Raw genomic sequence first — 25,885 nt, 5'->3', positions numbered from 1 at the left:
AGCTCCTTGCCGGTTCCGCTTTCGCCCGCCAGGAGCACGGTCGCGTCGCTGCCGGCGACCATCTCGATCAGGTCGTAGATCCGCCGCATCGGCTCGCTCTCGCCGATCATCGTCTCGAAGCGCGCCCGCGTCTCCAGGCGCGCCCGGAGTTGCCGGTTCTCCGCCGCGAGCCCGCGCCGCTCCAGCGCCTTCTCCACCACCGGAAACCGCTCGCGGTCCACGGGCTTGGTCAAATAGTCGTAGGCGCCCAGACGCATGGCCTCGACCGCGGTTTCGACGGAACCGTAGGCGGTCGTGACGATCACTTCGGAGTCGGGCCAGGATTCCTTGACCCATCGGAGGAGGTCCAGGCCGCTCATGCCGGGCATCTTGAGGTCCGTGATCACCAGATCAACGTCGGTCCGGGCCTCTTCGAGCATGCGGAGCGCTTCCTCTCCGGTTCCGGCCGCGCTGGCGCGATGGCCCATCTTCTCCAGCATGGTCACGAGCGCCGTGCGGATGTTCACTTCGTCCTCGACGACCACGATGTCCGCAGGGGGGATCATGGCGTGGCCACTTCGGCCTGATGCCCGGCCGGCCTGATCGGAAGGCGAACGGTCACGGAGGCTCCGTTTCCGGGCTGGCTTTCGACGTCGATCATCCCGCCGTGATCCTGGACGATTCGATAGGCGATCGCGAGCCCGAGACCGCTCCCCGTCGGCTTGGTCGTGTAGAAGGGCTCGAACAGGTGCACCAGCTCCTCCTTCCGGATGCCGACGCCCGTGTCCTGCACCAGGATCTCCACCCACTCTTTCCCGCCCACCCTGCGATTCTCCGCCTTGATGGTGCAGGTTCCCCCGGCCTGCATGGCGTGAAACGCGTTCACGAGGACGTTGACCAGGACTTGGCTGAGCTGGGTTTCGTCGCCCAGCACGCGGCCCAGTCTGTCGGCGAGCAACACCCGGAGTTCGATGCCCTGTTCGTTGGCCTCATATTGCATCAGTGATGCGACGTGGGCGATCGAACGCTTGACGTCGACTTCGTGGAGCGTCATCGTTGCCGGACGCGCAAACTTCATGAAGTTGTCCAGGATGCCGGTGAGCCGTCTGGTTTCGGCCTCCAAGACCTCGATGTATCGCGACACCTTCGCCGACGCCGGACCGTGACCGCTCAACTCTTCCTCCAGGAGTTGGAGGTTCAGGTCCACCGCGCTCAACGGGTTTCGCAGTTCGTGGGCCACGCCGGCGGAAAGGGTGTGGAGAGCGGCGAGCTTTTCCGCCACTTGGACGCGCCGTTCGAGGGCCAGCCATTCGGTCACGTCCTGTGCCTGCAAGATTACGCCCGCCGGCTGTCCATGGTCTCCTGTCAGCTCCGCACTGCTGACGCGGATCGTGCGCGGCGGCCGATTGGCGCTTTCGTAGACCAGATCCCTGTGCTCGACGTGATGGCGGCCGTGCAGGGCCCCGTCGAGGACCACCCGGATCGTATCTCCTTCCGGGAAGATCGAATCGTAGGTATGACCCAACAGCTCGGCTGCGGACCGGCCGAGGACGGCTTCCGCCCCAGGGTTCACCGCCGTAATGAGCCCGTGCTGGCTCACCGTCAGGATCCCGGTCGGGATGCCCTGCAGGATGTTGCGAGCCAGGCCTTTGACTTCCTCCAGAGTCCGACGCGTGTTCCCGTAATGGAGGAAGGTGATGACCGCGGCGATTCCGATGGCGCTCACCAGGAACAGCAACACCGCGATCGCGATCAGATCGCGGCGGGATTGCCAGAGGGCCGGAAACAGCCCCGTGGGGATGGTCTTCCCTTCCGTCAGGCCGTGAACGACGAACTTCTCGTGCTCGATGCTGAACAGGAGCAGCACCGAGACCGCGAGCGCAAGAATGAGCAGCACCGCGCCGATGAGGCGGAAGGGAACGACCTGAAACAGCGTCGGCTCCGGTGCGGGACGGAACATCGCTACTCCTCGGTCAGGCTCGTGGGCGCGAAGCCGCGCTCCCACGCGGAGGCAGTCCGCTACGGCCGTGCAAGCTGCTCGGTGCATTCAAGGGCAGGATCACCCGGCCGGGACATCCAAGCGCGGGTCGGGGGAGGGCTCCACGGGGTTTCGACGTCCACGCCGTATGCAAGGCAGATAGATCAGGGAGAGAAGCGATCATTCAATTCCATAGGCCCGCAGCTTGTTGTAGAGGCCGGCGCGGCTGATCTTGAGGAGACGGGCCGCGCGGGCGCGGTTGCCGGACGCCTGCCGGAGCGCCTCGAGGATGCGGGCCCGCTCCGCCTCGTGCACGGCGTGGCGCGCCACGCTCCGGAGATCGGCGCAGGGGGGCGTTCCGGCCGGCCCCCCGGCGACCCCGCAGAAATTCTTCAGCGTGAGGGCCGGGCCCGGCGCGGTCACCACGACCCGCTCGATCGTGTGCTGCAGCTCCCGGATGTTCCCCGGCCAGGGAGCCTGCACGAGGGCCTGCATCGCGTCGGGCGCCACGTCGCGGACCGGCTTCCGATGCCGCTTGCAGGAGGCTTCGATGAAGTGCCGGACCAGCAGAGGAATGTCCTCCCTGCGATCCCGCAGCGGAGGCAGCACCAGCGGGAGCACCGCCAGGCGATAATACAGGTCTTCGCGGAAGGCCCGGGCTTTCACCAGCTCATGGAGGTCCTTGTTGGTGGCGGAGACGACCCGGACATTGACCTTGGTCGAACGGCTGCTCCCCACCGGCTTGATCTCCCCCTCCTGCAGGACCCGCAGGAGCTTGGCTTGGAAATGCTGGCTCGTGTTGGCGATCTCGTCCAGGAAGAGGGTCCCGCCGTCCGCCTCTTCGAACAGGCCTTTCTTGTTCGCCGTTGCGCCAGTGAAGGCGCCTCTCACGTGGCCGAACAGCTCGCTCTCCAACAGGGTCTCGGGGAGGGAGCCGCAGTCCACCACGACGAAGGGCTTGTCCCGCCGGTAGCTCAGTTGATGGATGGTGCGCGCGACGAGCTCCTTGCCGGTCCCGCTTTCGCCCTGGAGCAGGACCGTGGCCTGGCTGTCGGCGACGAGCCGGATCATCTCGAAGAGGTGCTGCATCGGGAGACTGGCGCCGATCAATTCGCCGAGACGAGCCTGGGCCGGCTCCGCGGCCGGTCGGGCCGCCGGAACGGAGGGAGGCTGGCCGATCCCCGGAGCGCGGGACGACGGGTTGAGAATCTGCACCACGCAGGCCGGCTCGCCGTCCGCTCCGAACAGGGGAAAGACCTTCACGAGCCCGCAGTCGGCGGCGACTTCTTCGGTCGAAGGGGCGACGATCCTTTCGTCGAACACCCGTTTGGCCGGACAGGAGGAGCAGGGGGTGGACCGGCGCACGAAGGCGGCGTAACACTTGGTGGGAGATCCTCCCGCCCCCCGGCAGTCGGCGGTCGCGTAGGCGGGCCGGTTGGCGTACAGGAGGTTGAATCGCCGGTCAATGACCGTCACCGGCTCGGTGAGCCGGTCGCCCAGCAAGCGGACGGCCTCCAGACGGGCGGAGAGCACGGGGTCAGTCAGTGAGAGCGAGTCCATCTGAGATCCGGCCATCTCGCGCGCCCCTCGTGGTGACATGATTGCCGATTGCTCGACCCTGCTGGTCAGGCATGCGGCCCGGTGGAACCGTTGGCGTTGTGGTTGAGGAGCAGGTTCTTGATCGCGGCCTTCAGGTCCTGCATACGCACCGGCTTGTCGAAATAGGCGGCCACGCCGTACTGCTTGGCCTGTTCCCTCGTCTTCGCGTCTCCGAAGGCGGTCATGAGGATGATGGGGCAGGCGGGTGCCAGGGTCCGGAGCCGGGCCACGTAATCCAGCCCGCCGGCCGGCATCCGGAGGTCCGTCACGATCAGATCGGGCACGGATTCGCTGATCCGTTCCAGGGCTTCGTCGCCGTCGCCCGCCTCGATGATCCGCGCGCCAAGGTCCCACAACTCGTCGCAGAGGAGGCTCCGCATCGCCAGATCGTCCTCGACCACCAACAACATCACCTGCTGCTTCCCCACGCTGAGCCTCCCTAAGTCTCCCAAGGCAGAAGAATCCGGCACCGTTGAAGGGGGAAGTTCAGCAAAAGACATGCCCGTTACGCTGATTCCGTGATCAAGGAAAGTCTAGAAGTTTCAGATGGTTACCGATACTAACGAACCGCAGCGTTTATGATGCGGAGGTGTAAGTGGAGAGAATCACTACAGACCCCGGTTTTGTTTCTGGCGCAAGATGCCCCATCCGATGAACGATTCGAAAGGCTCGCTGCCGAGCGTTCGATGCAATCCGATTCTCCGTCGTCGGCCCAGGACAACTGATTCCGCCTGGTTGGCCTTCCCGCTCGGGACGGTGTGCGGGGCGAGCCGACACCTGGCACATCCCGTGCTTGCAGCTCATCGAGTCAGCTCCCCGCCGGCCCGAAGCAGGATGAAAGGGCGTTCGGTCCGGAGAGTACAGGATCGAGGGACCGGAAGTAAAGGAACAAAGAACGTGGGTGACGCAGCGATTTCCGTGCTGATGGTGGAGGACGATCCGGGAGACGCCGTCCTGATGAGGGCCTTGTTGCAGGATCAGGACGTCCCGGGCGGCGAAACACCGCGATTCGAAATCTCCCGGGTGGACCGGGTGGAGGCGGCGGTGCCGGCGCTGGAACATGGGCGCTTCGACGTCGTGCTGCTGGATCTCTGCCTGCCGGACGGCCGGGGGTTGGACGTGGTCCGGAAGATCAAGGCGGCTGCCGGCGACCTCCCCATCGTCGTCATGGGCGCCGGGGACGACGAACCCCTGGCGGTCCAGACTCTCCGGGAAGGGGCGCAGGACTACCTGATGAAGAGGCGCGTGGACGGCTCGCTCGCCCGGCGCGTTCTGCTGAATGCGATTCGGCGAAAGCGTGGGGAGGAGAGGGCACGGGAGTGGGAGGAGTGTCCGCGCGGGGGGACGGGGGGAAAAGACTGGAGCGGGCGGCGGGAGCTAAGCCGGCTGGACGGGCAGTAGGACCGTGAAGGTCGTGCCGCGATCCGGCTCGCTCTCGACGGTGATCGTGCCGCCGTGCTCCTGGACGATCCCGTGCACGACGGTGAGCCCCAGGCCCGTGCCCTTGCCGACCTCCTTGGTGGTGAAGAAGGGATCGAAGATCCTGGGGAGCGCGTCCTTGGGGATCCCGTGGCCCGTGTCGGTCACCGTCATCCGGACGTGGCTTCCCGCCGGGTCGAGTCCGATGCGCAACGTTCCCCCCTCCGGCATCGCGTGAACGGCGTTGATCACGAGGTTGAGCAGCACCTGGCTCATGTGATCCGCATCGGCGTGCACCGGCGGGAGGGACGGGGCGAAGCGGGTCTCGGCCTCGATACGGTGCCGCCCCAGCCGCTCGCGGACGACCTCCAGACAGTCCTCGACGGTCCGCTTGAGGTCCAGCGGCCGCCGCTCGAGCGGCCGCCGCCGCGCGAACGTCAGCAGTTGATTCATGATCCTGGTGATGCGCTCGACCTGCGCGACGATCGTCTCCAGTCCCTTCTTGGTCGCGTCCTCCTGCGTCCGCTGCATCAGGTACTCGGCCCGCCCCAGGATCACGTTCATCGGGGTGCCGATCTCGTGGGCCATGCCGGAGGCCAGCGTGCCCAGCTCGGCCAGCCGCTCGGTCTGCCGAAGCTGCTCCTGAGTCTCCTGGAGATCCCTCTTTTTCTGAGTCAGTCCCTTCTCCAACTGGCGGCTCAGCTCCGCGAGCTGCTTGTTGGCGAACTCCAGCTTGTCCGACGACTTCCGGATGTAGGCCTCGATGGCGAGCTGGATGTCCAGGAACACGATCTTCGTGAGCGCGATCCGCAGGAACTGGCACCGTTCCGGCCGGCCCCGGAACTCCTTGAAGATGAGCGGGTGGAGCATGTTCAAGTAGAGCGCGTAGGCGCCCAGGTACCAACTGGGCGTCAGCCCGATCCGCTCGTGGACCTCGCCGATCTTGATCCGCCCGTCGCGGTAGGCTTCGTCGTAGGGGCCGGTGACGAGCGAGAGCAGGTACCGTTGCTGGGCGTCCTTGAGCCTGGTGGCGATCAACTCGTCCGACAGCAGTTTCCGCGTCTCGGCGAACTGGAGCAGGTGCCGGTAGAAGCCGTCCACCAGCTCGCCCACGTGACGGGTCATGAGCGGCTGGAGGGATTTCAGCCCCTCCTCTTCCTCTTCCGTCAGGAGGAGGTAGTCTTTTCGGGTTTGCCAGTCGTCCATTTCTCAACGCTCAGCCGGCGGCTATTTCTTCCGCTCCTCGATCTCCGACAGTTTGCGGTACAACGTCTTCCGGTCGATCCCCAGCGCGATGGCCGCCTGGTACTTGTTGCCCCCGGTCTTCTCCAGGACCCGCATGATGTATTCCTGCTCGAGATCCTCCAGCGGGAGGATGCGCTCCGCCGCCTCGTCCAGAACCCGCCGCTCCCCGCGCGAGCCCTGGATGGCCTGGGGCAGGTCCTCGGGCGCGATCTTCTCCCCCCGGGCCAGCGTCACCGCCCGCTCGATCACGTTCTCCAGTTCCCGCACGTTGCCGGGCCAGGCGTAGTCCATCAGCAGGGCCAGGGCCGACTCGCTCATGCCCCGCACGGCCTTCCCGCCGGACTCGGCGCACTTGCGGAGGAACGCGTCCACCAGCAGCAGGATGTCCTCCCGGCGCTCGCGCAGCGGCGGGAGCCGGATCTCGATCACGTTGAGCCGGTAGTAGAGGTCCTCCCGGAAGCGCTTGGCCTTGACCTCTTCGGCCAGGTTCAGGTTCGTGGCCGCGATGATCCGGACGTCCACCGGCACGGACCGCGTGGCGCCCACCCGCCTGATCTCCCGCTCCTGAATGGCCCGGAGCAGCTTGGCCTGGAGCATGAGCGGCAGCTCGCTGATCTCGTCGAGGAAAAGCGTGCCCTTCTGGGCCTCCTCGAACAACCCGCGCTTGTCGGCCTTGGCGTCGGTGAAGGCCCCCTTGACGTGCCCGAAGAGCTCGCTCTCCAGCAGCGCCTCGGGGATGGCGGCGCAGTTCACCGGCACGAACGGGGACTCCCGCCGCGCGCTGTTGTAGTGGATGGCCTTGGCGACCAGCTCCTTGCCGGTGCCGCTCTCGCCGGTGATCAGGACGTTGGTCGGGCTGTCGGCCACGCGGCGGATCAGGTCGAAGACCTCCTGCATCGGCTTGCTCTTGCCCAGGATCTGGTGGAAGCTGTACTCCTTGCGGACCTCCTGGCGCAGCCGGGTGACCTCGCGCCGCAGCGCGGCCTCGCGCACGGCCTTCTCGGCGACGAGGGCCAGCTCCTCGGCCTTGACCGGCTTCATGAGGTAATCGTAGGCCCCCTGTTTCATGGCCTCGATCGCCGTCTCCACCGAGCCGAACGCCGTCATCAGGATGACGTTGATCTCGGGGTGCTCCCGCTTGACCTCCGCGAGCAGCTCGATGCCTTGCATCTCCTTCATGCGGAGATCGGTGAGCACCACCTCGTAATCCTCCTCGGCGAGCCGCTTCAGCGCGTCGCGGCCGCTCTGGGTGGCGGTCACCTGGTGGCCCCGATCCGCCAGCACGTCTTTGAGCAGGGCGCACATGTCCGCATCGTCGTCCACGATCAGGATGCGGCCGCTCGCGTCGGGTGCGGCTGGCCCGCCCATGCGGCTCACGGGTGACGTCTCCTTTCGCGACAAGTCGGCATAAAGATGCCAGGATCGGGCGTCAAACGCAAGTCCAAGCGGTAGAGGAGAAAGAGGGCGGGCTACGGCGCCGTTTCCAACGCGGCTCTCGCCTCAGCCGGCACGACCGAGGGCGCGGAGCCGGCCTGCCCGTCCGGCGGACCGGCGGGGGGCGCGGGAGACGAGGAGACGGACGGGCGGCGTCCCCCAGCCAGGGTGTAGTAGAGCACGGGGATGACGATCAGCGTCAGGAGGGTCGAGGCGCCGACCCCGAACAGGAGGGAGACCGCCAGACCCTGGAAGATGGGGTCCAGGATGATGACGAAGGCACCGACCATCAGAGCGGCGGCGGTCAGCAGGATCGGCCTGGTGCGGATTGCCCCGGCCCGGATCACCGCCTCCGCAAGCGGGACGCCCTGAGCCTGCTGAATCTGGATGAAGTCCACGAGCAGGATCGAGTTGCGCACGATGATCCCGGCCAGCGCGATGAACCCGATCATGGAGGTGGCGGTGAAGTAGGATCCGGTCAGCCAATGGCCCGGCACGATCCCGATCAGGGTCAGCGGGATCGGGGCCATGATGATGATCGGGGTCAGGAAGGACTGGAACTGGCCGACGATCAGCAGGTAGATCAGCAGCATGGCCACGGCGAAGGCGAGACCCATGTCCCGGAAGGTTTCGTAGGTGATGTGCCACTCGCCGTCCCACTTCACGGCGAGGCGGGACTCGGACCAGGGCTGCGCGGCATAATACTGCTCGATCTGGTAGCCCTCCGGGGGCCGGTAGGCCTCCAGCAACTTCCCGATTCCCAGCACCCCGTAGACCGGGCTCTCAGCCTTTTCAGCCCCGGGCCCGCCTACGTCGCCGATCACGTAGACGACCGGCTTCTGGTTCTTGTGGTAGATCGCCTTCTCCTGGATCGTCTGCTCGACGACGAGCAGCTCCGACAGGGGGACCAACCCGGCCCTGCCCTTCAGCGCGATCTCGCCGAGGTGCTCCAAGCCCGTCCGCTCGGCCAGGGGGAGCCGCAGCACGATCTGCACGGGGCTCTTCTCCTGGGGGATGTGCACGAGCCCGGCGGGCATCCCCTCCAGGGCCATCCGCAGCGTGCGGACGATCTCCTCCGAGGGGATGCCGGCCAGGGCGGCCTTGGCCCGGTCCACGGTGAAGACGTACTTGACCTGATCGGCCTCCAGATAGTCGTCCACGTCCACCACGCCCGGCGCGGCCTCGAAGAGCTTCCGGACGTCCCGCGCGACGGCCCGCTGCCGCTCGTAATCCGGGCCGTAGACCTCGGCCACCAGCACCGAGAGCACCGGCGGGCCCGGCGGGACTTCCACGACCTTCACGTTGGCCCCGTACTGCCCGGCGATCCGCCGCACCTCCGGCCTCAGGCGCTGCGCGATCTCGTGGCTTTGGGCCTGGCGCGCCTCCTTGGGCACGAGGTTGATCTGGATGTCCGCCTGGTGCGGGTCGCGGCGGAGGAAATAGTGGCGCACCAGCCCGTTGAAGTTGAACGGGGACGAAGTCCCGACGTAGGCCTGGTAGTCCCGGACCTCGGAGACGGTCCGCACGTAGCGGGTGAGCGCCTGGGTCACGCGGGCGGTCTCCTCGAGCGTCGTCCCCTCCGGCATGTCCACCACCAGTTGCAGCTCGCTCTTGTTGTCGAAGGGCAGCATCTTGACGACCACGTGCCTGGTGTAGAAGAGCGAAACCGCGGCCAGGAGCAGGAGGGCGATCAGGGCGAGGAAGGCCCAGGCGACGACCGGGTGGGCCATCAACGGGGTCAGCAGCTTCTGATAGAGCCGGTAAGCCCACCCGGGCTCGTGAGACGTGAGAGGTGAGCCGTGAGACGCGGCGGACTCGGAAAGGTCGGGTTCACGTCTCACGTCTGACGTCTCACGTTTCCGGTAACAGGCCTGGCAGAACCAGGGAATGACCACGAAGGCGACGAGCAGGGAGAAGAACATCGCGATCGAGGCGTTGACGGGGATCGGGCGCATGTACGGGCCCATCAGGCCGGACACGAAGGCCATCGGGAGCAGGGCCGCGATCACCGTGAAGGTGGCCAGGATCGTCGGGTTGCCCACCTCGTCCACCGCGTAGATGGACGCTTCCAGGTGGGGCCGACTCCGGAGTTGCAGGTGCCGGTAGGTGTTCTCCACCAGGACGATCGCATCGTCCACGAGGATGCCGATCGAGAAGATCAGGGCGAAGAGGGTGACCCGGTTGATCGTGTAGCCGATCATCATCGAGGTGAAGAGGGTGAGGGCCAGGGTCAGGGGGATGGCGATCGAGACCACGAGCGCCGGCCTGGGGCCGAGCGCGAGTCCCAGGAAGAGGACCACCGACACGACCGCGATCAGGAGGTGCCAGAGGAGCTCGTTGGCCTTCTCGTCCGCGGTCTGGCCGTAGTCCCGCGTGACGGCCACGCGCACGTCCGCCGGGATGACCGTGCCTTTCAACTCCCCGGCCTTGTCGAGCACCCCGCGCGCGACCGTGACCGCGTTGGTGCGCGCCTGCTTGGCGATCGCGACCGTCACCGCGGGCGACTCGGACGTGGTCGGTGGCAAGGGGGTGGTGGTCGGTGTGATGGACGGAACGACCTTCTGCGTCGGCTTGTCGCTGACCCCCGACCCCTGACCACTTGTCTCACCACCGCCCGGGCCGAGGCCGAGCCAGACATAGCTCGTCGGCTCGCCCGGCCCGTCCGTCACGTCCGCCACCTGCCGCAGGTACACGGGCCGCTGGTCCTGCACGCCGACGACGAGGGAGTCCAGATCCTCCCGCGACCGGATGAACCGGCCGGTCTCGACCAGGAATTCCCGGTTCTGGCTCTCGAAGCGCCCGGACGGCAGGGCCAGGTTCTCCCCCCGGATCACGCCGGCGATCTCGAGCGGCGTCACGCCGTAGGCCTTCAACCGGCTCGGGTCGAGCTGCACCCGCAGCTCGCGGGGCCGTCCGCCGACGATGAAGCCGCCGGCGGTGCCGGGAACCTTCTTGACTTCCTCCAGGAGCAACTCGGCCTGCTGGCGCAACTGGAAGTCCGTGTACCGGTCGCTCGAGAGCGTGAGCGTGACGATCGGGACGTCGTTGACGTCGCGCGGCTTGACCATGAACGGTCCCGAGCCGGGGGGAAACAGGTCCTGGTTGGACATCAGCTTGTCGTAGAGGTCCACGAGGCTCTGCTCCATCGGCTCGCCGACGTAGAACCGGACGACGATCAGCGTGCCGCCGCGGCTGGAGGTCGAATAGAGGTACTCCACGCCCTTGATCTCGGAGAGCGCCCGCTCGACCGGTTTGGTGAGCTGCTCCTCGACGACCTTCGCCGAGGCGCCGGGGAAGGGGATGAACACGTCGGCCATCGGCACGACGATCTGCGGTTCCTCTTCGCGCGGAGTCAGGAGGACCGCGAAGAGCCCGAGCAGCAGGGCGCCGAGCATGATGAGCGGCGTGAGCTTGCTCGCGATGAAGAGGGCGGCGATGCGCCCGGAGACACCGTAATGGGTGATGGGTGATGGGTGATGGGTCATACACGGGCCAGGGTGTGAGTTGCGACGACAGACAGCGGCAAGCGCCAATCACGCATCACTCATCACCGATCACCTCATCGCGGCGGTCCCGCCGCGATGATTTCCACGCGGGCCCCGTCGGAGCCCTTCGCCGCGTCGGTCAGGACCAGCTCCCCGACGTTGAGGCCCGACAGAATCTCCAGCCGGTCCTCGAACCGGCGACCGACCTTCACCCAGCGCAGGCGGGCGATGCGGTCGCCGCCCACGACGTAGACGCCGGTGAGCTGGCCCCGCTCGATGACGGCCGACTTGGGCAGCACCATCGTCTGACTGGTGCCCTTCTCGAATTGCATCCGGCCGAACATGCCGGTCTTCAGCCCCGGCGCGGGCGGCAGGTCGATCTTCACCAGGAACGTGTGGGTCGCGGGATCGCCGGTCGGGAGAATCTGGGCGACGGTGCCTTGGAGGGGTGTCGGCCCCAGGGCGTCGATCGTGACCGGCATCTTGGCCCCGCGCTGGATCGCCTTGAGGTCCCCTTCGGCCACGGTCGTCTCCAGGCGGAGCCGGCGGGGATCCTCCAGCTTCAGGAGGGGCTGGCCGGGAGAGGCGAGCTCGCCCACCTCGACCTTCTTCTCCGTGACCACGCCGCTGAACGGCGCCTTGATGACCGTATAGCTGAGCTGAACCTGCGCCGCCCGGCGGCCGGCCTCCGCCACCTTGAACGTCCGCCGCGCGTCGTCCACCTCCTGCTTCGTCGCCGCATCCTGCGCCAGCAAGTGCTCGATGCGGTTCAGGGTGCTCCGTGCATTCTCCAGCTCCGCTTCCGCCCGCGCCAGATTCGTTTCCAGGTCGCGGCTGTCGAGCCTTACGAGGACCTGACCCTTGGAGACCGCCGAGCCCTCCCGCACCGGCAGCTCCTGGACGGTTCCCTGGATCTTGCTGGACAGGGTCGCCTGGGAGGCCGCGGCGACCTGGCCCGTCACTTCGACACGGATCGGGAGGGGGGCGAGCCCGACTTCCACGACGGACCCCTGCACCACGGCCGGTGCGGGGGTGGAGGCTGCGGGCGGCACCGGCTCGTCACCGGGGCTGCACCCGGCGAGCGACAGGGCAAGAACCGTCGCAAACAGGATCACTCGGTGGGCTGATCGGAGGATGGCGAGCACGGCGGCCATTATAGCCCGTTCCGCTAGTCCTGGACCCCGAGCTGCCGGAGCAACGCCATCATCGGGCACCAGCCGGTGAAGGCGGACTGGATCAGATTCAGGGCCACGAAGGCGGCGAAGTAGTTCCAGTAAGGATGGACAGTCGCGCCAAGAAAAACGGCCAGCAGGACGAAAAGGCCGGCAATCAGGCGGAGCCAGTCGTTCACGCGCATCTCGTGTCGGGTCATGGTTCCCTCCGTCGGGTTTTCCCGCTTCGCCGGTATAGAGGCACGAACCGTCGAACGGATTCGCCAGAGGCGTGCCAAACCAGGCGTTTTGACTGGCAAAGTCGCGGTGGAGAATAAACGACAATCTTTCAAAGAGTTAGAATCGGCCTCGACTTGGGCGAGCAGGAGAGGGCCGGAATGGGCTGGCGTGAAAGGCTACAGGGCGCAATCCTCCGAGGCGCGGGACGCTACAATCGGTGCGGCTATTTCCTTCTGACCAGGATGCGGACCGGCGTCCCGAGAAAGTCGTAGTGCTCGCGCAGGCGGTTCTCCAGGAAACGGAGGTAGTTCTTGTCCACGTCCTCCGGGTGGCCGACGAAGAACGCGAAGGCCGGAGGCTTCGTGGCGACCTGGGTGATGAACACCGACTTGACCGCCTTGGACGGCTTGCCCTTGCGGACCGGCAGCGGGTTGGTGGCGAGGAGGGCCTGCAGAAACTGGTTCAAGGGGCCGGTCGGGACGCGTCTGGTGAAGGACGCGACCGCCCGGTCGAGCAGCCGGAAGATCGCCTGCACGGAGTCCGGCTTCAGGGCCGATCCGAACAGGACCGGCGCCCAGGGCAGGAACGAAAACCGGCGACGCAGGTCGGCCTCGTAGTCGGCGCGGGCCGCCTCGTCCCCTTCCCGCAGGTCCCACTTGTTCACGACGAGCACGCAGGCCCGGCCCTGCTTGAGCACGAGCCCGGCGACCTTCGTGTCCTGCTCGGTGATGCCTTCGACTCCGTCCAGCAGCAGCACGGCCACGTCCGAGCGACCCATCGCGCGCAGGGCCCGGGCGACGCTGTAGCCCTCGATGCCCCGCTCGATCCTCCCGCGCCGCCGGATGCCGGCCGTGTCGGTGAACACGTACCGCCGGTCCTTGTAGGTCACGAGCGTGTCAATCGGATCGCGCGTGGTGCCGGGCAGATCGCTGACCAGCACCCGCTCCTCCCCCAGCAGGCTGTTGACCAGCGTGGACTTGCCCACGTTCGGCCGCCCCACGATCGCGATCCGGGGCAGGTCGGCTACCGAGGGGCCGTCCCCGGATTCCGGCAGCAGCGGATGGACGGCGTCCAACAGCTCGTCCACGCCGATCCCGTGCTCGGCCGACACGGGAAAGAGGCGATCCTGCCCGAGCCGGTAGAAGTCCGCCAGCAGGGGCTCCGACTTGGGCGTGTCAATCTTGTTGACGGCGAAGAAGACCGGCTTCCGCACGCCGCGCAGGAGGCCGGCGATCTCTTCATCCGCCGGCGTGAGACCGGCCCGTCCGTCCATGACGAGCACGAGGACGTCCGCTTCGGCGATCGCGATCCGCGACTGTTGCTTGATGAGGGCGAGCATGCCCTCGGTCGCGGCCGGATCCAGCCCGCCCGTGTCCACGAGCCGAAAAGGCCGGCCTCGGAAAGACCCGTCCGCATAGTTCCGGTCGCGCGTCACGCCGGGCACGTCGTCCACGATCGCGTTCCTGGTGCCCAGGATGCGGTTGAACAGCGTGGACTTGCCCACGTTGGGCCGGCCGATGATGGCGATCACCGGGAGCGGTGATGGGTGATGGGTGATGGGTGATGAGCGGTCGGTCATGGGAGTCACAAGCAACGCCTAGATGCGGGTTGATTCTCTCACGATTGACGGATGACGATTGACCAATGACGATTTCCCCGCGCAACGAACGGTAGCACAGGGGTTTCGGCAAAGACAAGAAACGAGCGGGAGAGAAGAAAGAGACCGGCGCGCTTGACGGGATCGCATATACACAACATACTGTGCAGCGGGCGGTGTACGCCATGCGCACCAACATCGAGTTGGACGACGCCTTGATCAAGGAAGCGCTTCGATTCGCTCAGGTCCGGACCAAACGAGAGCTGGTGGACCTCGCCTTGCGCGAATTCATCGCGATGCATCGCCGGAAAGACCTGCGCGAATTGCGGGGCCGGGTGAAGTTTCGAGCCAAGTACGATCACAAGAGTCTTCGAGCGGGGGTAGCTTAGCCCGCAATATTCATGAACGCTTCTACTGCAACCGCGGATACGCTGCTGCGACAGGCGGGCTCACTGCTCAGTCGGTCGACATACTGCACGAGTATGCCTCCCTCCCGGCTCCACGCGCCTGTCTCGCGACGCGTCTGCGCGGTTTCGTCACGAATCGTCGTGAACAGTGCGGGCTAGGAGGCCAGCCATGGGGACACGCATCGGGATCGTGCTGGGCGCAGCGCTCCTTGCGGGAGCGTTGGCCGGCTGCGCCTCGGAGTTGTACAACGCGGCGGAACGCGGTGATCTGAATGCTGTTCGGACCCTGGTGGACCAAGGCGCAGCCATAAATGAGACAACCGGCCCGTATGGAGAGAATCTTCCCCTCGTCGGGGCCGTCAGGAGCGGCAATGTGGAGGTGGTTCGGCTCTTGCTGGATCGCGGCGCCAACGTGAATAAGCCGGAGGGTATCTTGCATACACAATTTACCGCGTTACAAGTTGCGGCCTCCAGGGGTGATTTACCGATCATACGACTTCTCCTTGATCGCGGGGCTAATCCCGATGTCGCGAAGGGAGATGCTGGAACCGCCTTGTTCTTTGCTGCAAGGAGAGGGGATTTGCCAATAGTTCAGCTTCTGCTGGAGCGAGGAGCGGATGTCAATAGCCACGATGCCGCTGGCGAGACGGCTCTTTGGATAGCGGCACATGAAGGGAAAACAGAGATCGTGCAATTCTTGTTGGGACATGGTGCAGATCCGGGGATTAAGGGACGGGAATGGACCTTTACGTCCTCGCCCCGTACTCCCTTAGCGGTTGCGCAAGAGAAGGGATACACCAAGATCGTGCGGCTCCTTCAGCAGGCTGAGGCGCGGCAGCTTGGAACAACTCCAACGATCGCGTTACCTCCTGCTGCCGTCGCTCCCGCACCGCCGGCTGCCGTCAGCGTCCCGACCAGCGACGTGGATACGCCGCCGGTCCAGCGCGCGAAGGCCCGGGCGAACGCCTATGCGGTCATCGTCGGCATCGAGCAGTATCAACAGAAGCTGCCCAAAGCCGACTTCGCCGCCCACGATGCCGAGGTCATGGGGCAGTATCTCACCAAGTCGCTCGGCTATGCGGAGGAGAATGTGGTCGTGCTCCTCAACGACCGGGCGACAAAGACGGGGGTAGAAAAGTACATCGAAGGCTGGCTGCCGGATCGTGTCGAGAAAGATGATGCGGTCTTCATCTACTTCTCCGGGCATGGCGCGCCCAATCCGAAGACCGGCAAGGCGTTCCTCGTCCCGTACGATGGCGATCCAGCTTTCGTGGACCAGACCGGCTATCCCTTGGACCGGCTCTATGACCGGCTCGCGGCCCTTCCCGCCAAAGAAGTCGTCGTGATGCTCGATTCCTGCTTCTCCGGCGCGGGTGGCCGGTCGGTGATCGCGAAGGGGATGCGGCCGATGGTGCTCTCGGTGGAGAATCCGGTCTTAGCCAAGGGCAAGCTTATGGTGCTCGCCGCCAGTTCCGGGGCGCAAGTCTCCAGCACTTACGAGCAGAAGAGTCATGGACTGTTGACCTACTTCTTCCTCAAGGGCCTGCAGGGCGAGGCGGATCGCAACCAGGACGGGCGCATCGAATTAGCCGAAGTCTTCGACTACCTCAAACCAAACGTAGAGCGCACCGCCCGGCGGGAATTTCACAACGAGCAGACGCCGCAACTGCTGGGCAATACGGAGCTGCTGACGAAGGGCGTCAGGCTGGTCGAGCGGGCCAATCCGTAAAGGCGGGCCGGCTTGCAATCTGGCCATCCTTTCTATAAGGTAAGGAATCATTAAAGTAGAAAGGACGCTGGCAATGCCGACCTCAACCGTGACCAGCAAGGGCCAGACGACCATTCCCAAGGAGATCCGGGAACGCCTGAACTTGCAGCCGGGTGACCGCCTGGAATTCGTCGTGGACGACGACGGACGGGTCGTGGTGCTTCCCGCGACCGTGGATGCGGCGGAACTCGCCGGCATCCTCAAGCCGCCGTCCAAGCCGGTGACCGTGGAGGCCATGAATCAGGCCATCCGCAAGCGCGGGGGGCGCCGGTGATCGGTTTGGACACGAACGTCCTTGTCCGGTATCTGGTGCAAGACGACCCCGGGCAATCCCGGAAGGCCTCGCAGTTCATTACGCGTGGGTGCACGCGGGAGAGCCCCGGATTCATCAATCGGATCGTACTGTGCGAACTCGTGTGGGTGCTTGAGACCGCTTACGGATATTCAAAGGAAACTATCGCCGGAGTGTTGGAAAAAGTCCTCAGGACAAGCCAGTTCGAAGTCGAAGATGTGCAGGCTGCCTGGACGGCGTTCCGCCTGTACCAGAAAGGCAAGGCGGATTTTGCCGATTGTCTCATCGGGATCCTCAATCGTCGCCATGGGTGCGATCGGACGATCACGTTTGACCGACTAGCCGGTGAACTCGACGCCTTCGAGATGCTGTGAGGTGTCACATGAGGATGCGCGTCAGAGTCGTGCTGGGGGCGGTGCTGATCGGGGGACTACTGACCGGGTGCGCTTCGGCGCTGTACAACGCCGTCGAACGCGGAGACATGCAAGGGGTCCAGACGCTGCTGGACCAGGGCGCCGGCAAGGACAAGGATGATGCCGCTGAAGCCTTCGTGCATGCGGCAGGGGCTGGGAACCTGCAGATTGTGGACTTGTTTCTGAAACGAGGAGTGGACCCCAACGTGCCGTACCGCTCCTTCAACTACGCGTCTTATCCGTTGGAACGGGCGGCGAGCCGGGGGCATCTTGAAGTTGTCCGGATGTTGCTTGACCACGGCGCCCAAGTAAACAACGTGGACAGTCCCTTTCACTTCACTGCCTTGACTCTGGCGGCATCCGCAGGGAACACGGAGGTCGTGAAATTGTTGTTGGATCGTGGAGCGGACGTTGCGATACCCGATGCCTGGGGCACTCCGATTCTCTGGTGGGCGGTACATGACGCCGGGAATGCGGATGTCGTCCAATTGCTGCTGGAGCACGGGGCATATCCCGGCGTCAAGGGCAGGGAAATTGACATCATGAAGGACTGGCGGCCGCCCCTGACGGTGGCGCAGGAAAAAGGGAACACGAGGATCATTCGTCTGCTGCAGCAGGCCGAGGCCAGACTGTCCGGGGCGGCGGCAGTGCCTCCCGCCCTGGCTCCCGCGCCTGCTGCTCCGCCGCCCCCGGCCGTCCCGGCGAGCGACGTGGATCGTCTGCCGTCGGTCAAGGCCAGGCCGAAGCCGAACGCCTATGCGATCCTGATCGGCATCGAGACCTATCGGAACAAGCTGCCGAAGGCGGATTATGCGGCCCACGATGCGCGGGTCATGAGCGACTATCTGACCAGGGTCATGGGGTACCAGGAGGAAAACGTCGCGCTGCTGCTCAACGACCGGGCGGCGAAGGCGGACATCGAGAAATACTTCGAGAAGTGGCTGCCGAACCGGGTGGAGAAGGACGCCTCCGTCTTCATCTATTTCTCCGGTCACGGCGCGCCCAATCCCAAGACCGGGGACGCCTACTTGGTTCCCTATGACGGGGATCCAGGCTTTGTGGACGAGACGGGGTATGCCCTGAAGCGGCTCTATCACCAGGTGGGCAAGCTGCCGGCGAAGGACGTGGTGGTGATGCTGGATTCCTGCTTCTCCGGGGCCGGCGGCCGGTCGGTGCTGGGGAAAGGGATGAGGCCGATGGTGCTCTCGATCGAAAATCCGGTGCTGGCCGGCAATAAGACGGTGGTCCTGGCGGCCAGCGCCGGGGATCAGGTCTCCAGCACCCACGACCAGAAGGGCCACGGGCTGCTGACCTACTTCTTCCTGAAAGGCTTGCAAGGCGAGGCCGACAGCAATAAGGACGGGTCGGTGGACTTGAGGGAATTGTTCGCCTATCTCAAGCCGCAGGTCGAGCGCACAGCGAGGCGGGAATACAACAACGAGCAGACGCCACAACTGCTGGGGAGTCCGGAATTGCTCGCCAAAGGCGTCAAGCTGGTGGAACGGACGCCGTGAGTTGGAATGGAGTGAGGTGCGCTATGATGGCACGTGTCGGGGTCGGGCTGGGAGCGATGGTGCTGGCAGGACTCTTGGCGGGCTGTGCCACGCCCCTGGGCACGGCGGTCGAACAGGGCAACGTCAAAGGGATCAATGCGCTGTTGGATCAGGGGACGGATGTCAATGAAAGGGGCGCCTGCGGATGGAATGCGGGAGAAACTCCCCTCATGTGTGCCACATCAACGGGCAATCTCGAGATCGCCAAGCTGCTGCTGGACCGCGGCGCCGACGTCAATGCCAAGCACGACTACGGAACGACCGCGTTGGATATCGCCGTGAGCGAGGGGAACGTACAGTTGGTGCAACTGCTGTTGCAGCGGGGGGCCGAAACGAACAATGCCCAGGTCCAGGTCTGCGACCGTGGCGGGCTTGCCGTCGAGATGTGCACCTCGATTCAGTATGCCCAGCTCAAGGGATACACCAAGATCATACGGCTGCTTGAGCAGGCTGAAGAGCGGGAATTGGCCAAGCTCGGCGTGTCCTCGTCACCCACACCCTCGCCATCCAAGCTCGAAGCCCCGGCTGCCTCCGTCAGCGATGTGGACAGTCTGCCGGGGGTGCGGATGACGCCGAACCCCAACGCCTATGCCATCGTGATCGGGATCGAACAGTACCGGCAGCAGCTCCCCAAAGCCGACTTCGCCGCGCACGATGCCAGAGTCATGGGGGACTATCTGACCAAAGTCATGGGCTACGAGGAGGAAAATGTCGCGGTGCTGCTCAACGACCGGGCGGCGAAGACCGATCTGGAGAAATACATCGAGCACTGGCTGCCCAAGCGGGTCGAACCGGGCGCCTCGGTGTTCATTTACTACTCCGGGCATGGCGCGCCGAATCCGAAGACCGGCGACGCCTACCTGGTGCCCTATGACGGCGATCCCACTTTCGTGGATGCGACCGGCTATCCGCTGAAGCGACTCTATGAGCAGGTCGGCAAGCTGCCGGCGAAGGATGTGGTGGTGATGCTGGATTCCTGCTTCTCCGGGGCTGGCGGCCGGTCGGTGCTCGGCAAGGGGATGCGGCCGATGATGCTGACCGTGGAGAACCCGGTCCTGGCCAGCGGGAAGACCATCGTGCTGGCGGCCAGCCAAGGCGATCAGGTCTCCAGCACCTATGACCAAAAGAGCCATGGGCTGCTGACCTACTTCTTCCTCAAAGGCCTTCGCGGCGATGCGGACAAGAACAAGGACGGATCGGTGGATTTGGCCGAGATCTTCAATTACCTCAAGCCGCAGGTGGAACGGAAGGCCCGGCGCGACTTCAACAACGAGCAAACGCCACAGCTCCTCGGGAGCCCCGAGTTTCTCAAACGGAGCCTCCGGCTCGTCGACCTAGCCGAGCTGCAACCCAGCCACGCGGTGCAGACCTCACCCCAACAGGATGTCTCCGAGGAGCCCATTGGCGAAAAGCCAGAGCCCAGAAAAAGCGTGCCGAGAAAAAGCGCACCGGGTTTCTTGGGGGTCCCGAAGAAGTGAATCGTCTCTCTATGTCGGCACCCTGCAAAATCTTTCACACATCATCCAGCACCCGTCACGCGTCACCGGGACCCGTTGCTCCCAGGAATGCAATGGGTGTCCCGCGTCACGCGGTTCCCTGGGACCAGGTGGACGACGTCCTCCTCGATATGGACGGGACGCTGCTGGACCGGCACTTCGACAATTTCTTCTTCGAGGAGGAGCTGCCGCGTCGCTATGCGGCCAAGCACGGGCTCTCTTTCGACGAAGCGCTGACCAAGCTGCTCGCCCTGTATCGCTCCGTCGAGCGCGAGCTGGCCTGGACCGACCTCCACTATTGGACGCGGCTGTTGGACATTGATCTGATTGCGTTGACCAGGGAATTCGATCACTTGATCGGCTTCCATCCCGACGCCGTCGAATTTCTGGAATTCCTGCGTGCCCGAGGCAAGCGTGTGCACATCATCACCAACGCGCACGAGTCCGGCATCCGGATCAAGGTCGCGAAGACCGGGGTGGACCGGCACGTGGACCGGATCGTCAACGCCTTCGAGGTCGGCTACCTGAAGATGCGGGAGGAGTACTGGCCGGCCTGCCGGCGTCTGATCGGATTCGATCCGGCACGGGCCCTCTACGTGGACGATGACGAGGCCTGCCTGGCCGCGGCCCGGGAGTTCGGCGTCGGGCACATCTATCACCGCTCCAAATCCAGCTCCCGGCTCCCGCCGCAACCTTCTTCCCGGTACCCCTCCATCGAGAGCTTCCGCGTCTTCATGGCCGGATGACCGGCGGCGAAGGCTCTTCGGATCGGGCGCCCGCCAGGACGCACGCCGCGTGCGACCGTGGGGCGCATGCTCCGGGTTCTACGCGTCGCTTTTGAAGAGGTCAGGATTGGCCTTGGCGAGCTTGTGGTACAGGTCCGGATAGAGCCGTTTCATGCAGTCGGGGCAGGTCCCGTGGGTGAACTCCGCTTCCGAACGGGCGCTGATGTAGGTTTCGATCTGGTCCCAGTAGCCTTGGTTGTTGCGGATCTTCTTACAGCTTGCGCAAATCGGGAGCAGCCCGCGCAGGGTTTTGACGTTGTCGAGGGCCTCCTGTAGCTCGCAAACCAGTCGGTCCCGTTCGTACTCCGCCCGCTTCCGCTTGATGAACTGCCCGATCTGGCTGCCGAGTTCGTCGAGGACCTCCAGCAGGGCTTGGTCCGGCTCGTGAGGTTGGCGGCTGAAAAATTCGAGGACACCGATGGTCGCCCCGTCCAGCCGGATGGGGAACGCGAAGGCTCCATGGAGTCCAGCGTGGTCGGCGACGACCGCTCTGGGAAAGTTGGGGTCCTTCGTGGCGTCCACGATCCAGGCCGGCTCTCCGCTACCCCAAACACGGCCGGGCAGCCCGATGTTTCTCGGCATCGGCGTGGCCCTGGTCATCGCCTCGAACTCCGTCAGATCCACGGCGGGCACGTGCCAGAGGTCCAGGCACCGCATGGCCTGAACGGTCGGATCGAGTTCCCAGACGGCCCCGGCTTCCCACCCGAGCCCTTCACAGATGGTCCGAATGATCTCGGGGACGGCCTCCTTGATCGTCGGCGCTTCCGCCAGGATGCGCGTCACTGCGTGGACGACGGCGATCCGCTGTTCGACCCGCTTGCGCGACGTGATATCGCGGAGGATGACGGTCAGGATCGGCTCGTCGTCCGTCGTCAGTTTGGAGATCGAGGCCTCGGCCGGAAATTCGCTGCCGTCCTTTCGCCGACCGAGAATCTCACGCCGTTCGCCCTTGCGCTGGCTGGCAACGGTTATCGGGGAATCGGCGAGCTCCTGGATATGCCCGCGATGGGCTTCCAGGAACCGTTCAGGGAGGAAGAGGTCGAGCGGCTGGCCGAGCACCTCGCGAGCCTGGTATCCGAAGATCCGCTCGGCGCCCTGGTTGAAGAGCAGAATGCGTTGGGCCCGGTCAACCGAGATGATCGCATCGTCGGCGATGTCCACCGTGCCGGAGAGCCGCGCCCGGGCTTTCTGGGCCGCCTGGTCCGCCGCTCTGCGTTGCATGATCAACAGGGTGGCCAGCCAGAGGACGGCGACCCCGGTCGCGCGGTTGAAGAGGAAGACAGCCGGGGGAGCCCCCGGCGGCGAGTAGAGGATGCCAAGCCCGATGAGCCCCGTGCAGACGCCGGCCAGCCAGACGGGAGCCTGCTTGGTCGGCGACCCGAGCGTGAGCAGGAGCGGCACGAGATAGAGGGTCCAGATCGCCTTTCCCAACGGCGTCGCGAGGTCCAGCAGAAAAATGCCGGCGACGAGACAGAGGGCCACGGGCAGGGACAGACCCCTGTATCTTTCCACGATGCCGATCATGCGTGCCTCAACCTGTTCTCCCTCGTCGGATCACCGAACCGTTTGGTGTGTCGCAGTCGCCTGGCCGTTGGGCGGCGCGTCGAGCACCTCGCGGACCTTTCTGATGAGCGAGGGGGGCGTGAAGGGTTTCTGGAGGAAAGCGTTGCTTTCCGAAAGGGCACCGCGGCGCCGGAGCGCGTCGTCCGCATAGCCGGACATGTACAGCACCTTCATGTCCGGACGGAGAGCGGTCAGACGCTCGGCCAACGTCAGGCCGTCCATGCCCGGCAACATGACGTCGGCGAGCAACAGATGGAGAGGACCTTGGCGCTCCCGACAGAGGCGCAGGGCCTGCTCGCCGTCGCTTGCCTCCAACACCGCGTAGCCTTTCGAATGGAGAATCGTCCGCGTCAGGGCTCGAACTTCGGCCTGATCTTCAACGAGGAGGATGATCTCCGATCCACCGTCCGCCGGAACGGCCGGGCTCTCGTGCGTTTCGCGCAAGACCGGTTCTTCGACTCGGGGGAGATAGACGGTAAAGGTCGTCCCCTGTCCCGGCTTGCTGCGGACGAAGATGTATCCGCCGCTCTGTTTCACGATCCCGTAGACGGTCGAAAGGCCGAGCCCGGTTCCTTTGCCCGGCTCCTTGGTCGTGAAGAACGGCTCGAAAATCCTGGCCTGGGTGGCTTCATCCATGCCGCAACCGGTGTCCGTGACCGTCAGTCTCGTGTAGGGTCCCGGAGGAACGGTCGGGTCCAGGGGAGCGGCTGTCTGGGTCAGCTCCTCGTTCGCGGTTTCGATCGTCACGATTCCGCCCCGGGGCATGGCATCACGGGCGTTCACGGCCAGGTTCAGGAGCACTTGCTCAATCTGCCCCGGCTCGGCTCTGACCGGCCACAGGGCCGGATCGAGTCTCGTCACGAGCCGGATATTCTCGCCGATCAGCCGCGCGAGCATGCGCTCGACGTTGGCGACGACTTCGTTCAGGTCCAGGACCCGTGGATGCAGGATCTGCTTCCGGCTGAACGTCAGGAGCTGGTTGGTCAAGGCGGTTGCCCGCTCTCCGGCCCGGAAAATCTCCTGTACATGTCGGTATCTGGGGTCCAGCGGACGCATGTCGGACAGAAGAAGCTGGCAGTACCCGTTGATCACCGTCAGCAGATTGTTGAAGTCGTGCGCGATGCCTCCGGCCAGCCGCCCGATCGCCTCCATCTTCTGCGCCTGGCGAAGCTGTTCCTCGAGCCGTCTCTGCTCGGTGATGTCCTGGACCGTTCCCATCATGCGGATGGGACGACCTTGCGCATCGAACGTGACTTCGGCCTGTTCGTGAACGGTCCGTACCGTGCCGTCGGGCAACACGATGCGGTGGTCAATGCCGTAGGGGGCATGCCGGTACAAGGCATCGTTCACCGCTTGCTTCACATGCTCGCGATCGTCGGGGTGCACGGAGCCGAGGAATGCCTCGTAGGTGGCGCCGAATTCCTGCGGGGTGAGCCCAAAGATGCGATAGATCTCATCGGACCAGCGCAGCTCGTTGGTCACGATGTTCCAGTCCCAGTTCCCCAGGTGCGCGATCCGCTGGGCGTTCGCCAAGCTGGCCTCGCTCCGGCGCAGCGCCTCTTCCGCCAGTTTGCGCTCGGTGATGTCGGTGACGATGCCGCCGATCGCATGCACGCGTCCTTGTGAGTCCCGAAGGGGGAACTTGCAGACGAGACTGGTGTGAGGGCCGTCGTCGTGGAGCGCAACTTCCTCGAATAGCAGCGGAACGCCGGCGTCCAGCACCCTGCGGTCGTTGGCCCGAAAGGCGGCGGCTTGCTCCGGCGGGAAAATGTCCTCGTCCGTCCTGCCGAGAATGGCTTCGCTGGGCCGATGGGTGATCTTCTCAAACTGGCGATTGCTCAGCAGGTATCGGCCCTCGGGATCCTTGAGAAAGATCATGGTCGGGCTGTTGTCGAGAATCGCTTCGAGTTGGGCCCGGTTCTTCGCCAGATTCTCTTCCGCCCGCTCGCGTTCCGTCACGTCGTTGAGCGAAAAAACGAGGAACTCGACCTCGCCCGACCGGTCCAGGATCGGCACCAGAGTCCAGTCCCAGTAGGTCACGCCCCATTCCGGGTGGTCGGGGAAGACGAAGGGGCGCGCGAACGTCTGGAAGGGCTTCTTCGTCTCGCGGACTTGCTCGAAGATCTTCTGGGCGTCGGACGGGTAAAACTCGAAGTGGTTGTGGCCCGGAAATTCCGATACCTTGCGCCGGCAGGCGCGGGCATAGGCTTCGTTGACGCGGATGAAATTGAAGTTCCGGTCCAGGAGGACGAGGCAGGTCAGGCTGTCGTTGAAGAGGAGCTCGAGGAGGCGGGCCTTCTCCTGTGCCGCCACCTCCGCTTCCGTTGCCCGCCTCTGCTCCGACTGGGCCTTGGCCCATTCTTGCTTGAGGCGCCCCGTTGTCCATATCAAAAATCCGACGGCCGGCAGGAAGACGAGGCCCATCGCGGCACCGAACTTCCACAGCACGTCGTGAATCGGCGCCAGGACATCCTGCCGGTCCCTGCGCACCAACACCCCCCAGGACAGCCCGGCGAACTCGCCCGAGCCCCTGGTCCGGGCGTAGCCGGTGATGACCGGCACGTGGCGGCGCAGATGCTGTTCCTCGACGTAGCCGGGCGGAGCCGAGTCGAACAGTTCGGCCGACGGCAGCCGGGCCCGTTTCAAGTTCACCGTTCCCTCCTGCCTGAGGGCGGAATCCACGATGACGGTTCCATCCTGGGTGAGGAACTGATATTCGACTCTCTCCGCCGTGCCCTGCTGGACTTGCATCGGAAACACCGTTGCGTCTTCGAGGGACGACAGCCCGATCTGGGTCACGACAGCCCCTCTGAACTCTCCGCGGGGGCCGATGATCGGGGCCGCGAACGACGCGGCCAGCCCTCGCTCAACCTCTTCGGACTCCTCGACGTCCAACACCCGGATGCGGTGTTCGCCGCGGACGGCTTGAAACCATGTGGCCCGGCTGCGGTCCCCGCCCACGCTGGTCTGGTCGGTCGCGGCCACGATTCGCCCCTGCGCATCCGTCACCCCCAGCCAGAGGTAGATAGGGTAAGCCTTCTGCAGTTGGCGGAGATAGACGGTCATGGCTTCGACGTCATGCCCCTGCATGACGTCTGCCTGGACCATCATCTGGATGTCCCCGTACCGCTCGGCAAGGACCAGATCCAGCTTTTCGGCGATGTCCACGGCGGCGAGGGCAAGATTCTCTCCGGCTGCCCCTATCAGACGGTTCTCAACGACCCGAAGGATGACGGCCCCGGTGACGAGGGCGGCGAGGATCAGCGCCAGGATGATGGCCGGGAGTGTTTGATAGCGAATGGGCACGTGGTTGGTCCGCTGCGGTGTATCCGGTGTCACTCGGGAGAGAAAATGTCGGGAGGATCGCCCGCCATCTTTCTCCCGCGAGCACAAGCCGCCCCTGCCGGACGGCGAGTGGGTGGTTTATGCTTCTGTATCGGTGAGGCCTTTGAGGACCTGAGGAGTTTCTCCAGGCGAACGA

The 25,885-nt window shown here is 65.0% G+C and carries 19 protein-coding genes and 1 pseudogene; 8 read left to right on the top strand and 12 right to left on the bottom strand.

Going from position 1 to position 25,885, the window contains the following annotated elements; translation table 11 throughout:
* Nucleotides 1–20: 20 nt before the first annotated feature.
* From AB1411_12110 to AB1411_12095, 4 genes and pseudogenes are all read right to left on the bottom strand, one after another.
* Nucleotides 21–467 (bottom strand): annotated as a pseudogene (locus tag AB1411_12110) (response regulator).
* Nucleotides 468–541: 74 nt separating this feature from the next.
* Nucleotides 542–1,939: an ATP-binding protein gene (locus AB1411_12105; GenBank protein ID MEW6544342.1), complete on the bottom strand. Its 1,398-nt coding sequence runs from the start codon at nucleotides 1,937–1,939 to the stop codon at nucleotides 542–544.
* Between the two features lie 198 nt (nucleotides 1,940–2,137).
* Nucleotides 2,138–3,532 (bottom strand): sigma-54 dependent transcriptional regulator, encoded by a 1,395-nt coding sequence (locus AB1411_12100; protein MEW6544341.1) that lies wholly within the window; start codon nucleotides 3,530–3,532, stop codon nucleotides 2,138–2,140.
* Nucleotides 3,533–3,582: 50 nt separating this feature from the next.
* Nucleotides 3,583–3,984, bottom strand: a complete 402-nt coding sequence (locus tag AB1411_12095; GenBank protein ID MEW6544340.1) for a response regulator — start codon at nucleotides 3,982–3,984, stop codon at nucleotides 3,583–3,585.
* A gap of 469 nt (nucleotides 3,985–4,453) precedes the next feature.
* Here AB1411_12095 and AB1411_12090 point away from each other — a divergent pair, with 469 nt between their 5' ends.
* Nucleotides 4,454–4,957: a response regulator gene (locus AB1411_12090; protein MEW6544339.1), complete on the top strand. Its 504-nt coding sequence runs from the start codon at nucleotides 4,454–4,456 to the stop codon at nucleotides 4,955–4,957.
* Here AB1411_12090 and AB1411_12085 read toward each other — a convergent pair.
* The 6 genes from AB1411_12085 to der all read right to left on the bottom strand — a co-directional run bounded on the left by AB1411_12085 (nucleotide 4,934) and on the right by der (nucleotide 14,109).
* Nucleotides 4,934–6,181, bottom strand: coding sequence for a protoglobin domain-containing protein (locus AB1411_12085; protein MEW6544338.1), 1,248 nt, complete (start codon nucleotides 6,179–6,181; stop codon nucleotides 4,934–4,936). The genes AB1411_12090 and AB1411_12085 overlap by 24 nt on opposite strands.
* 21 nt (nucleotides 6,182–6,202) lie before the next feature.
* Nucleotides 6,203–7,588 carry a sigma-54 dependent transcriptional regulator gene (locus tag AB1411_12080; GenBank protein ID MEW6544337.1) on the bottom strand — a complete coding sequence of 462 codons (1,386 nt, stop codon included), beginning with the start codon at nucleotides 7,586–7,588 and terminating at the stop codon, nucleotides 6,203–6,205.
* A 101-nt stretch (nucleotides 7,589–7,689) separates the two neighbouring features.
* Nucleotides 7,690–11,139, bottom strand: coding sequence for an efflux RND transporter permease subunit (locus tag AB1411_12075; protein MEW6544336.1), 3,450 nt, complete (start codon nucleotides 11,137–11,139; stop codon nucleotides 7,690–7,692).
* A gap of 74 nt (nucleotides 11,140–11,213) precedes the next feature.
* Nucleotides 11,214–12,293, bottom strand: coding sequence for an efflux RND transporter periplasmic adaptor subunit (locus AB1411_12070; GenBank protein ID MEW6544335.1), 1,080 nt, complete (start codon nucleotides 12,291–12,293; stop codon nucleotides 11,214–11,216).
* Between the two features lie 14 nt (nucleotides 12,294–12,307).
* On the bottom strand, nucleotides 12,308–12,496 hold the full coding sequence (locus AB1411_12065; protein MEW6544334.1) for a DUF2892 domain-containing protein: 189 nt from the start codon (nucleotides 12,494–12,496) through the stop codon (nucleotides 12,308–12,310).
* Nucleotides 12,497–12,753: 257 nt separating this feature from the next.
* On the bottom strand, nucleotides 12,754–14,109 hold the full coding sequence (der, locus tag AB1411_12060; GenBank protein ID MEW6544333.1) for a ribosome biogenesis GTPase Der: 1,356 nt from the start codon (nucleotides 14,107–14,109) through the stop codon (nucleotides 12,754–12,756).
* A gap of 182 nt (nucleotides 14,110–14,291) precedes the next feature.
* On the opposite strand from der, the gene AB1411_12055 reads away from it, so the two are divergent.
* The 7 genes from AB1411_12055 (at nucleotide 14,292) to AB1411_12025 (ending at nucleotide 20,802) form a co-directional block, all read left to right on the top strand.
* Nucleotides 14,292–14,516: a type II toxin-antitoxin system VapB family antitoxin gene (locus tag AB1411_12055; protein MEW6544332.1), complete on the top strand. Its 225-nt coding sequence runs from the start codon at nucleotides 14,292–14,294 to the stop codon at nucleotides 14,514–14,516.
* A 187-nt stretch (nucleotides 14,517–14,703) separates the two neighbouring features.
* Nucleotides 14,704–16,263, top strand: a complete 1,560-nt coding sequence (locus tag AB1411_12050) for an ankyrin repeat domain-containing protein (protein MEW6544331.1) — start codon at nucleotides 14,704–14,706, stop codon at nucleotides 16,261–16,263.
* Nucleotides 16,264–16,336: 73 nt separating this feature from the next.
* Nucleotides 16,337–16,576: an AbrB/MazE/SpoVT family DNA-binding domain-containing protein gene (locus AB1411_12045; GenBank protein MEW6544330.1), complete on the top strand. Its 240-nt coding sequence runs from the start codon at nucleotides 16,337–16,339 to the stop codon at nucleotides 16,574–16,576.
* Nucleotides 16,573–16,968 carry a type II toxin-antitoxin system VapC family toxin gene (locus AB1411_12040; GenBank protein ID MEW6544329.1) on the top strand — a complete coding sequence of 132 codons (396 nt, stop codon included), beginning with the start codon at nucleotides 16,573–16,575 and terminating at the stop codon, nucleotides 16,966–16,968. Before AB1411_12045 ends, AB1411_12040 begins: the two co-directional genes overlap by 4 nt.
* A gap of 14 nt (nucleotides 16,969–16,982) precedes the next feature.
* The gene (locus tag AB1411_12035; protein ID MEW6544328.1) at nucleotides 16,983–18,521 is read left to right on the top strand and encodes an ankyrin repeat domain-containing protein; all 1,539 of its coding nucleotides are present in this window, start codon (nucleotides 16,983–16,985) and stop codon (nucleotides 18,519–18,521) included.
* A gap of 26 nt (nucleotides 18,522–18,547) precedes the next feature.
* Nucleotides 18,548–20,038 (top strand): ankyrin repeat domain-containing protein, encoded by a 1,491-nt coding sequence (locus AB1411_12030; GenBank protein ID MEW6544327.1) that lies wholly within the window; start codon nucleotides 18,548–18,550, stop codon nucleotides 20,036–20,038.
* Between the two features lie 92 nt (nucleotides 20,039–20,130).
* Nucleotides 20,131–20,802 (top strand): HAD family hydrolase, encoded by a 672-nt coding sequence (locus AB1411_12025; protein MEW6544326.1) that lies wholly within the window; start codon nucleotides 20,131–20,133, stop codon nucleotides 20,800–20,802.
* Between the two features lie 78 nt (nucleotides 20,803–20,880).
* Here the strand turns inward: AB1411_12025 and AB1411_12020 are convergent, their stop codons facing one another.
* On the bottom strand, nucleotides 20,881–22,365 hold the full coding sequence (locus AB1411_12020) for a PAS domain S-box protein (GenBank protein ID MEW6544325.1): 1,485 nt from the start codon (nucleotides 22,363–22,365) through the stop codon (nucleotides 20,881–20,883).
* 30 nt (nucleotides 22,366–22,395) lie between these two features.
* The gene (locus AB1411_12015; GenBank protein ID MEW6544324.1) at nucleotides 22,396–25,710 is read right to left on the bottom strand and encodes a PAS domain-containing protein; all 3,315 of its coding nucleotides are present in this window, start codon (nucleotides 25,708–25,710) and stop codon (nucleotides 22,396–22,398) included.
* Between the last annotated feature and the right edge of the window lie 175 nt (nucleotides 25,711–25,885).

The organism is Nitrospirota bacterium, assembly GCA_040757595.1.
Classification (GTDB): domain Bacteria; phylum Nitrospirota; class Nitrospiria; order Nitrospirales; family Nitrospiraceae; genus JBFLWP01.
This window is presented reverse-complemented; position numbering and strand designations above follow the sequence as displayed.

Coding starts and splice junctions, on each gene's coding strand:
- AB1411_12045 (MEW6544330.1), top strand. CDS start 16,337: ATGCCGACCTCAACCGTGACCAGCAAGGGCCAGACGACCATTCCCAAG.
- der (MEW6544333.1), bottom strand. CDS start 14,109: ATGACCGACCGCTCATCACCCATCACCCATCACCCATCACCGCTCCCG.
- AB1411_12105 (MEW6544342.1), bottom strand. CDS start 1,939: ATGTTCCGTCCCGCACCGGAGCCGACGCTGTTTCAGGTCGTTCCCTTC.
- AB1411_12065 (MEW6544334.1), bottom strand. CDS start 12,496: ATGCGCGTGAACGACTGGCTCCGCCTGATTGCCGGCCTTTTCGTCCTG.
- AB1411_12050 (MEW6544331.1), top strand. CDS start 14,704: ATGGGGACACGCATCGGGATCGTGCTGGGCGCAGCGCTCCTTGCGGGA.
- AB1411_12030 (MEW6544327.1), top strand. CDS start 18,548: ATGGCACGTGTCGGGGTCGGGCTGGGAGCGATGGTGCTGGCAGGACTC.
- AB1411_12080 (MEW6544337.1), bottom strand. CDS start 7,588: ATGGGCGGGCCAGCCGCACCCGACGCGAGCGGCCGCATCCTGATCGTG.
- AB1411_12100 (MEW6544341.1), bottom strand. CDS start 3,532: ATGGCCGGATCTCAGATGGACTCGCTCTCACTGACTGACCCCGTGCTC.
- AB1411_12025 (MEW6544326.1), top strand. CDS start 20,131: ATGGGTGTCCCGCGTCACGCGGTTCCCTGGGACCAGGTGGACGACGTC.
- AB1411_12085 (MEW6544338.1), bottom strand. CDS start 6,181: ATGGACGACTGGCAAACCCGAAAAGACTACCTCCTCCTGACGGAAGAG.
- AB1411_12020 (MEW6544325.1), bottom strand. CDS start 22,365: ATGATCGGCATCGTGGAAAGATACAGGGGTCTGTCCCTGCCCGTGGCC.
- AB1411_12035 (MEW6544328.1), top strand. CDS start 16,983: ATGCGCGTCAGAGTCGTGCTGGGGGCGGTGCTGATCGGGGGACTACTG.
- AB1411_12070 (MEW6544335.1), bottom strand. CDS start 12,293: ATGGCCGCCGTGCTCGCCATCCTCCGATCAGCCCACCGAGTGATCCTG.
- AB1411_12075 (MEW6544336.1), bottom strand. CDS start 11,139: ATGACCCATCACCCATCACCCATCACCCATTACGGTGTCTCCGGGCGC.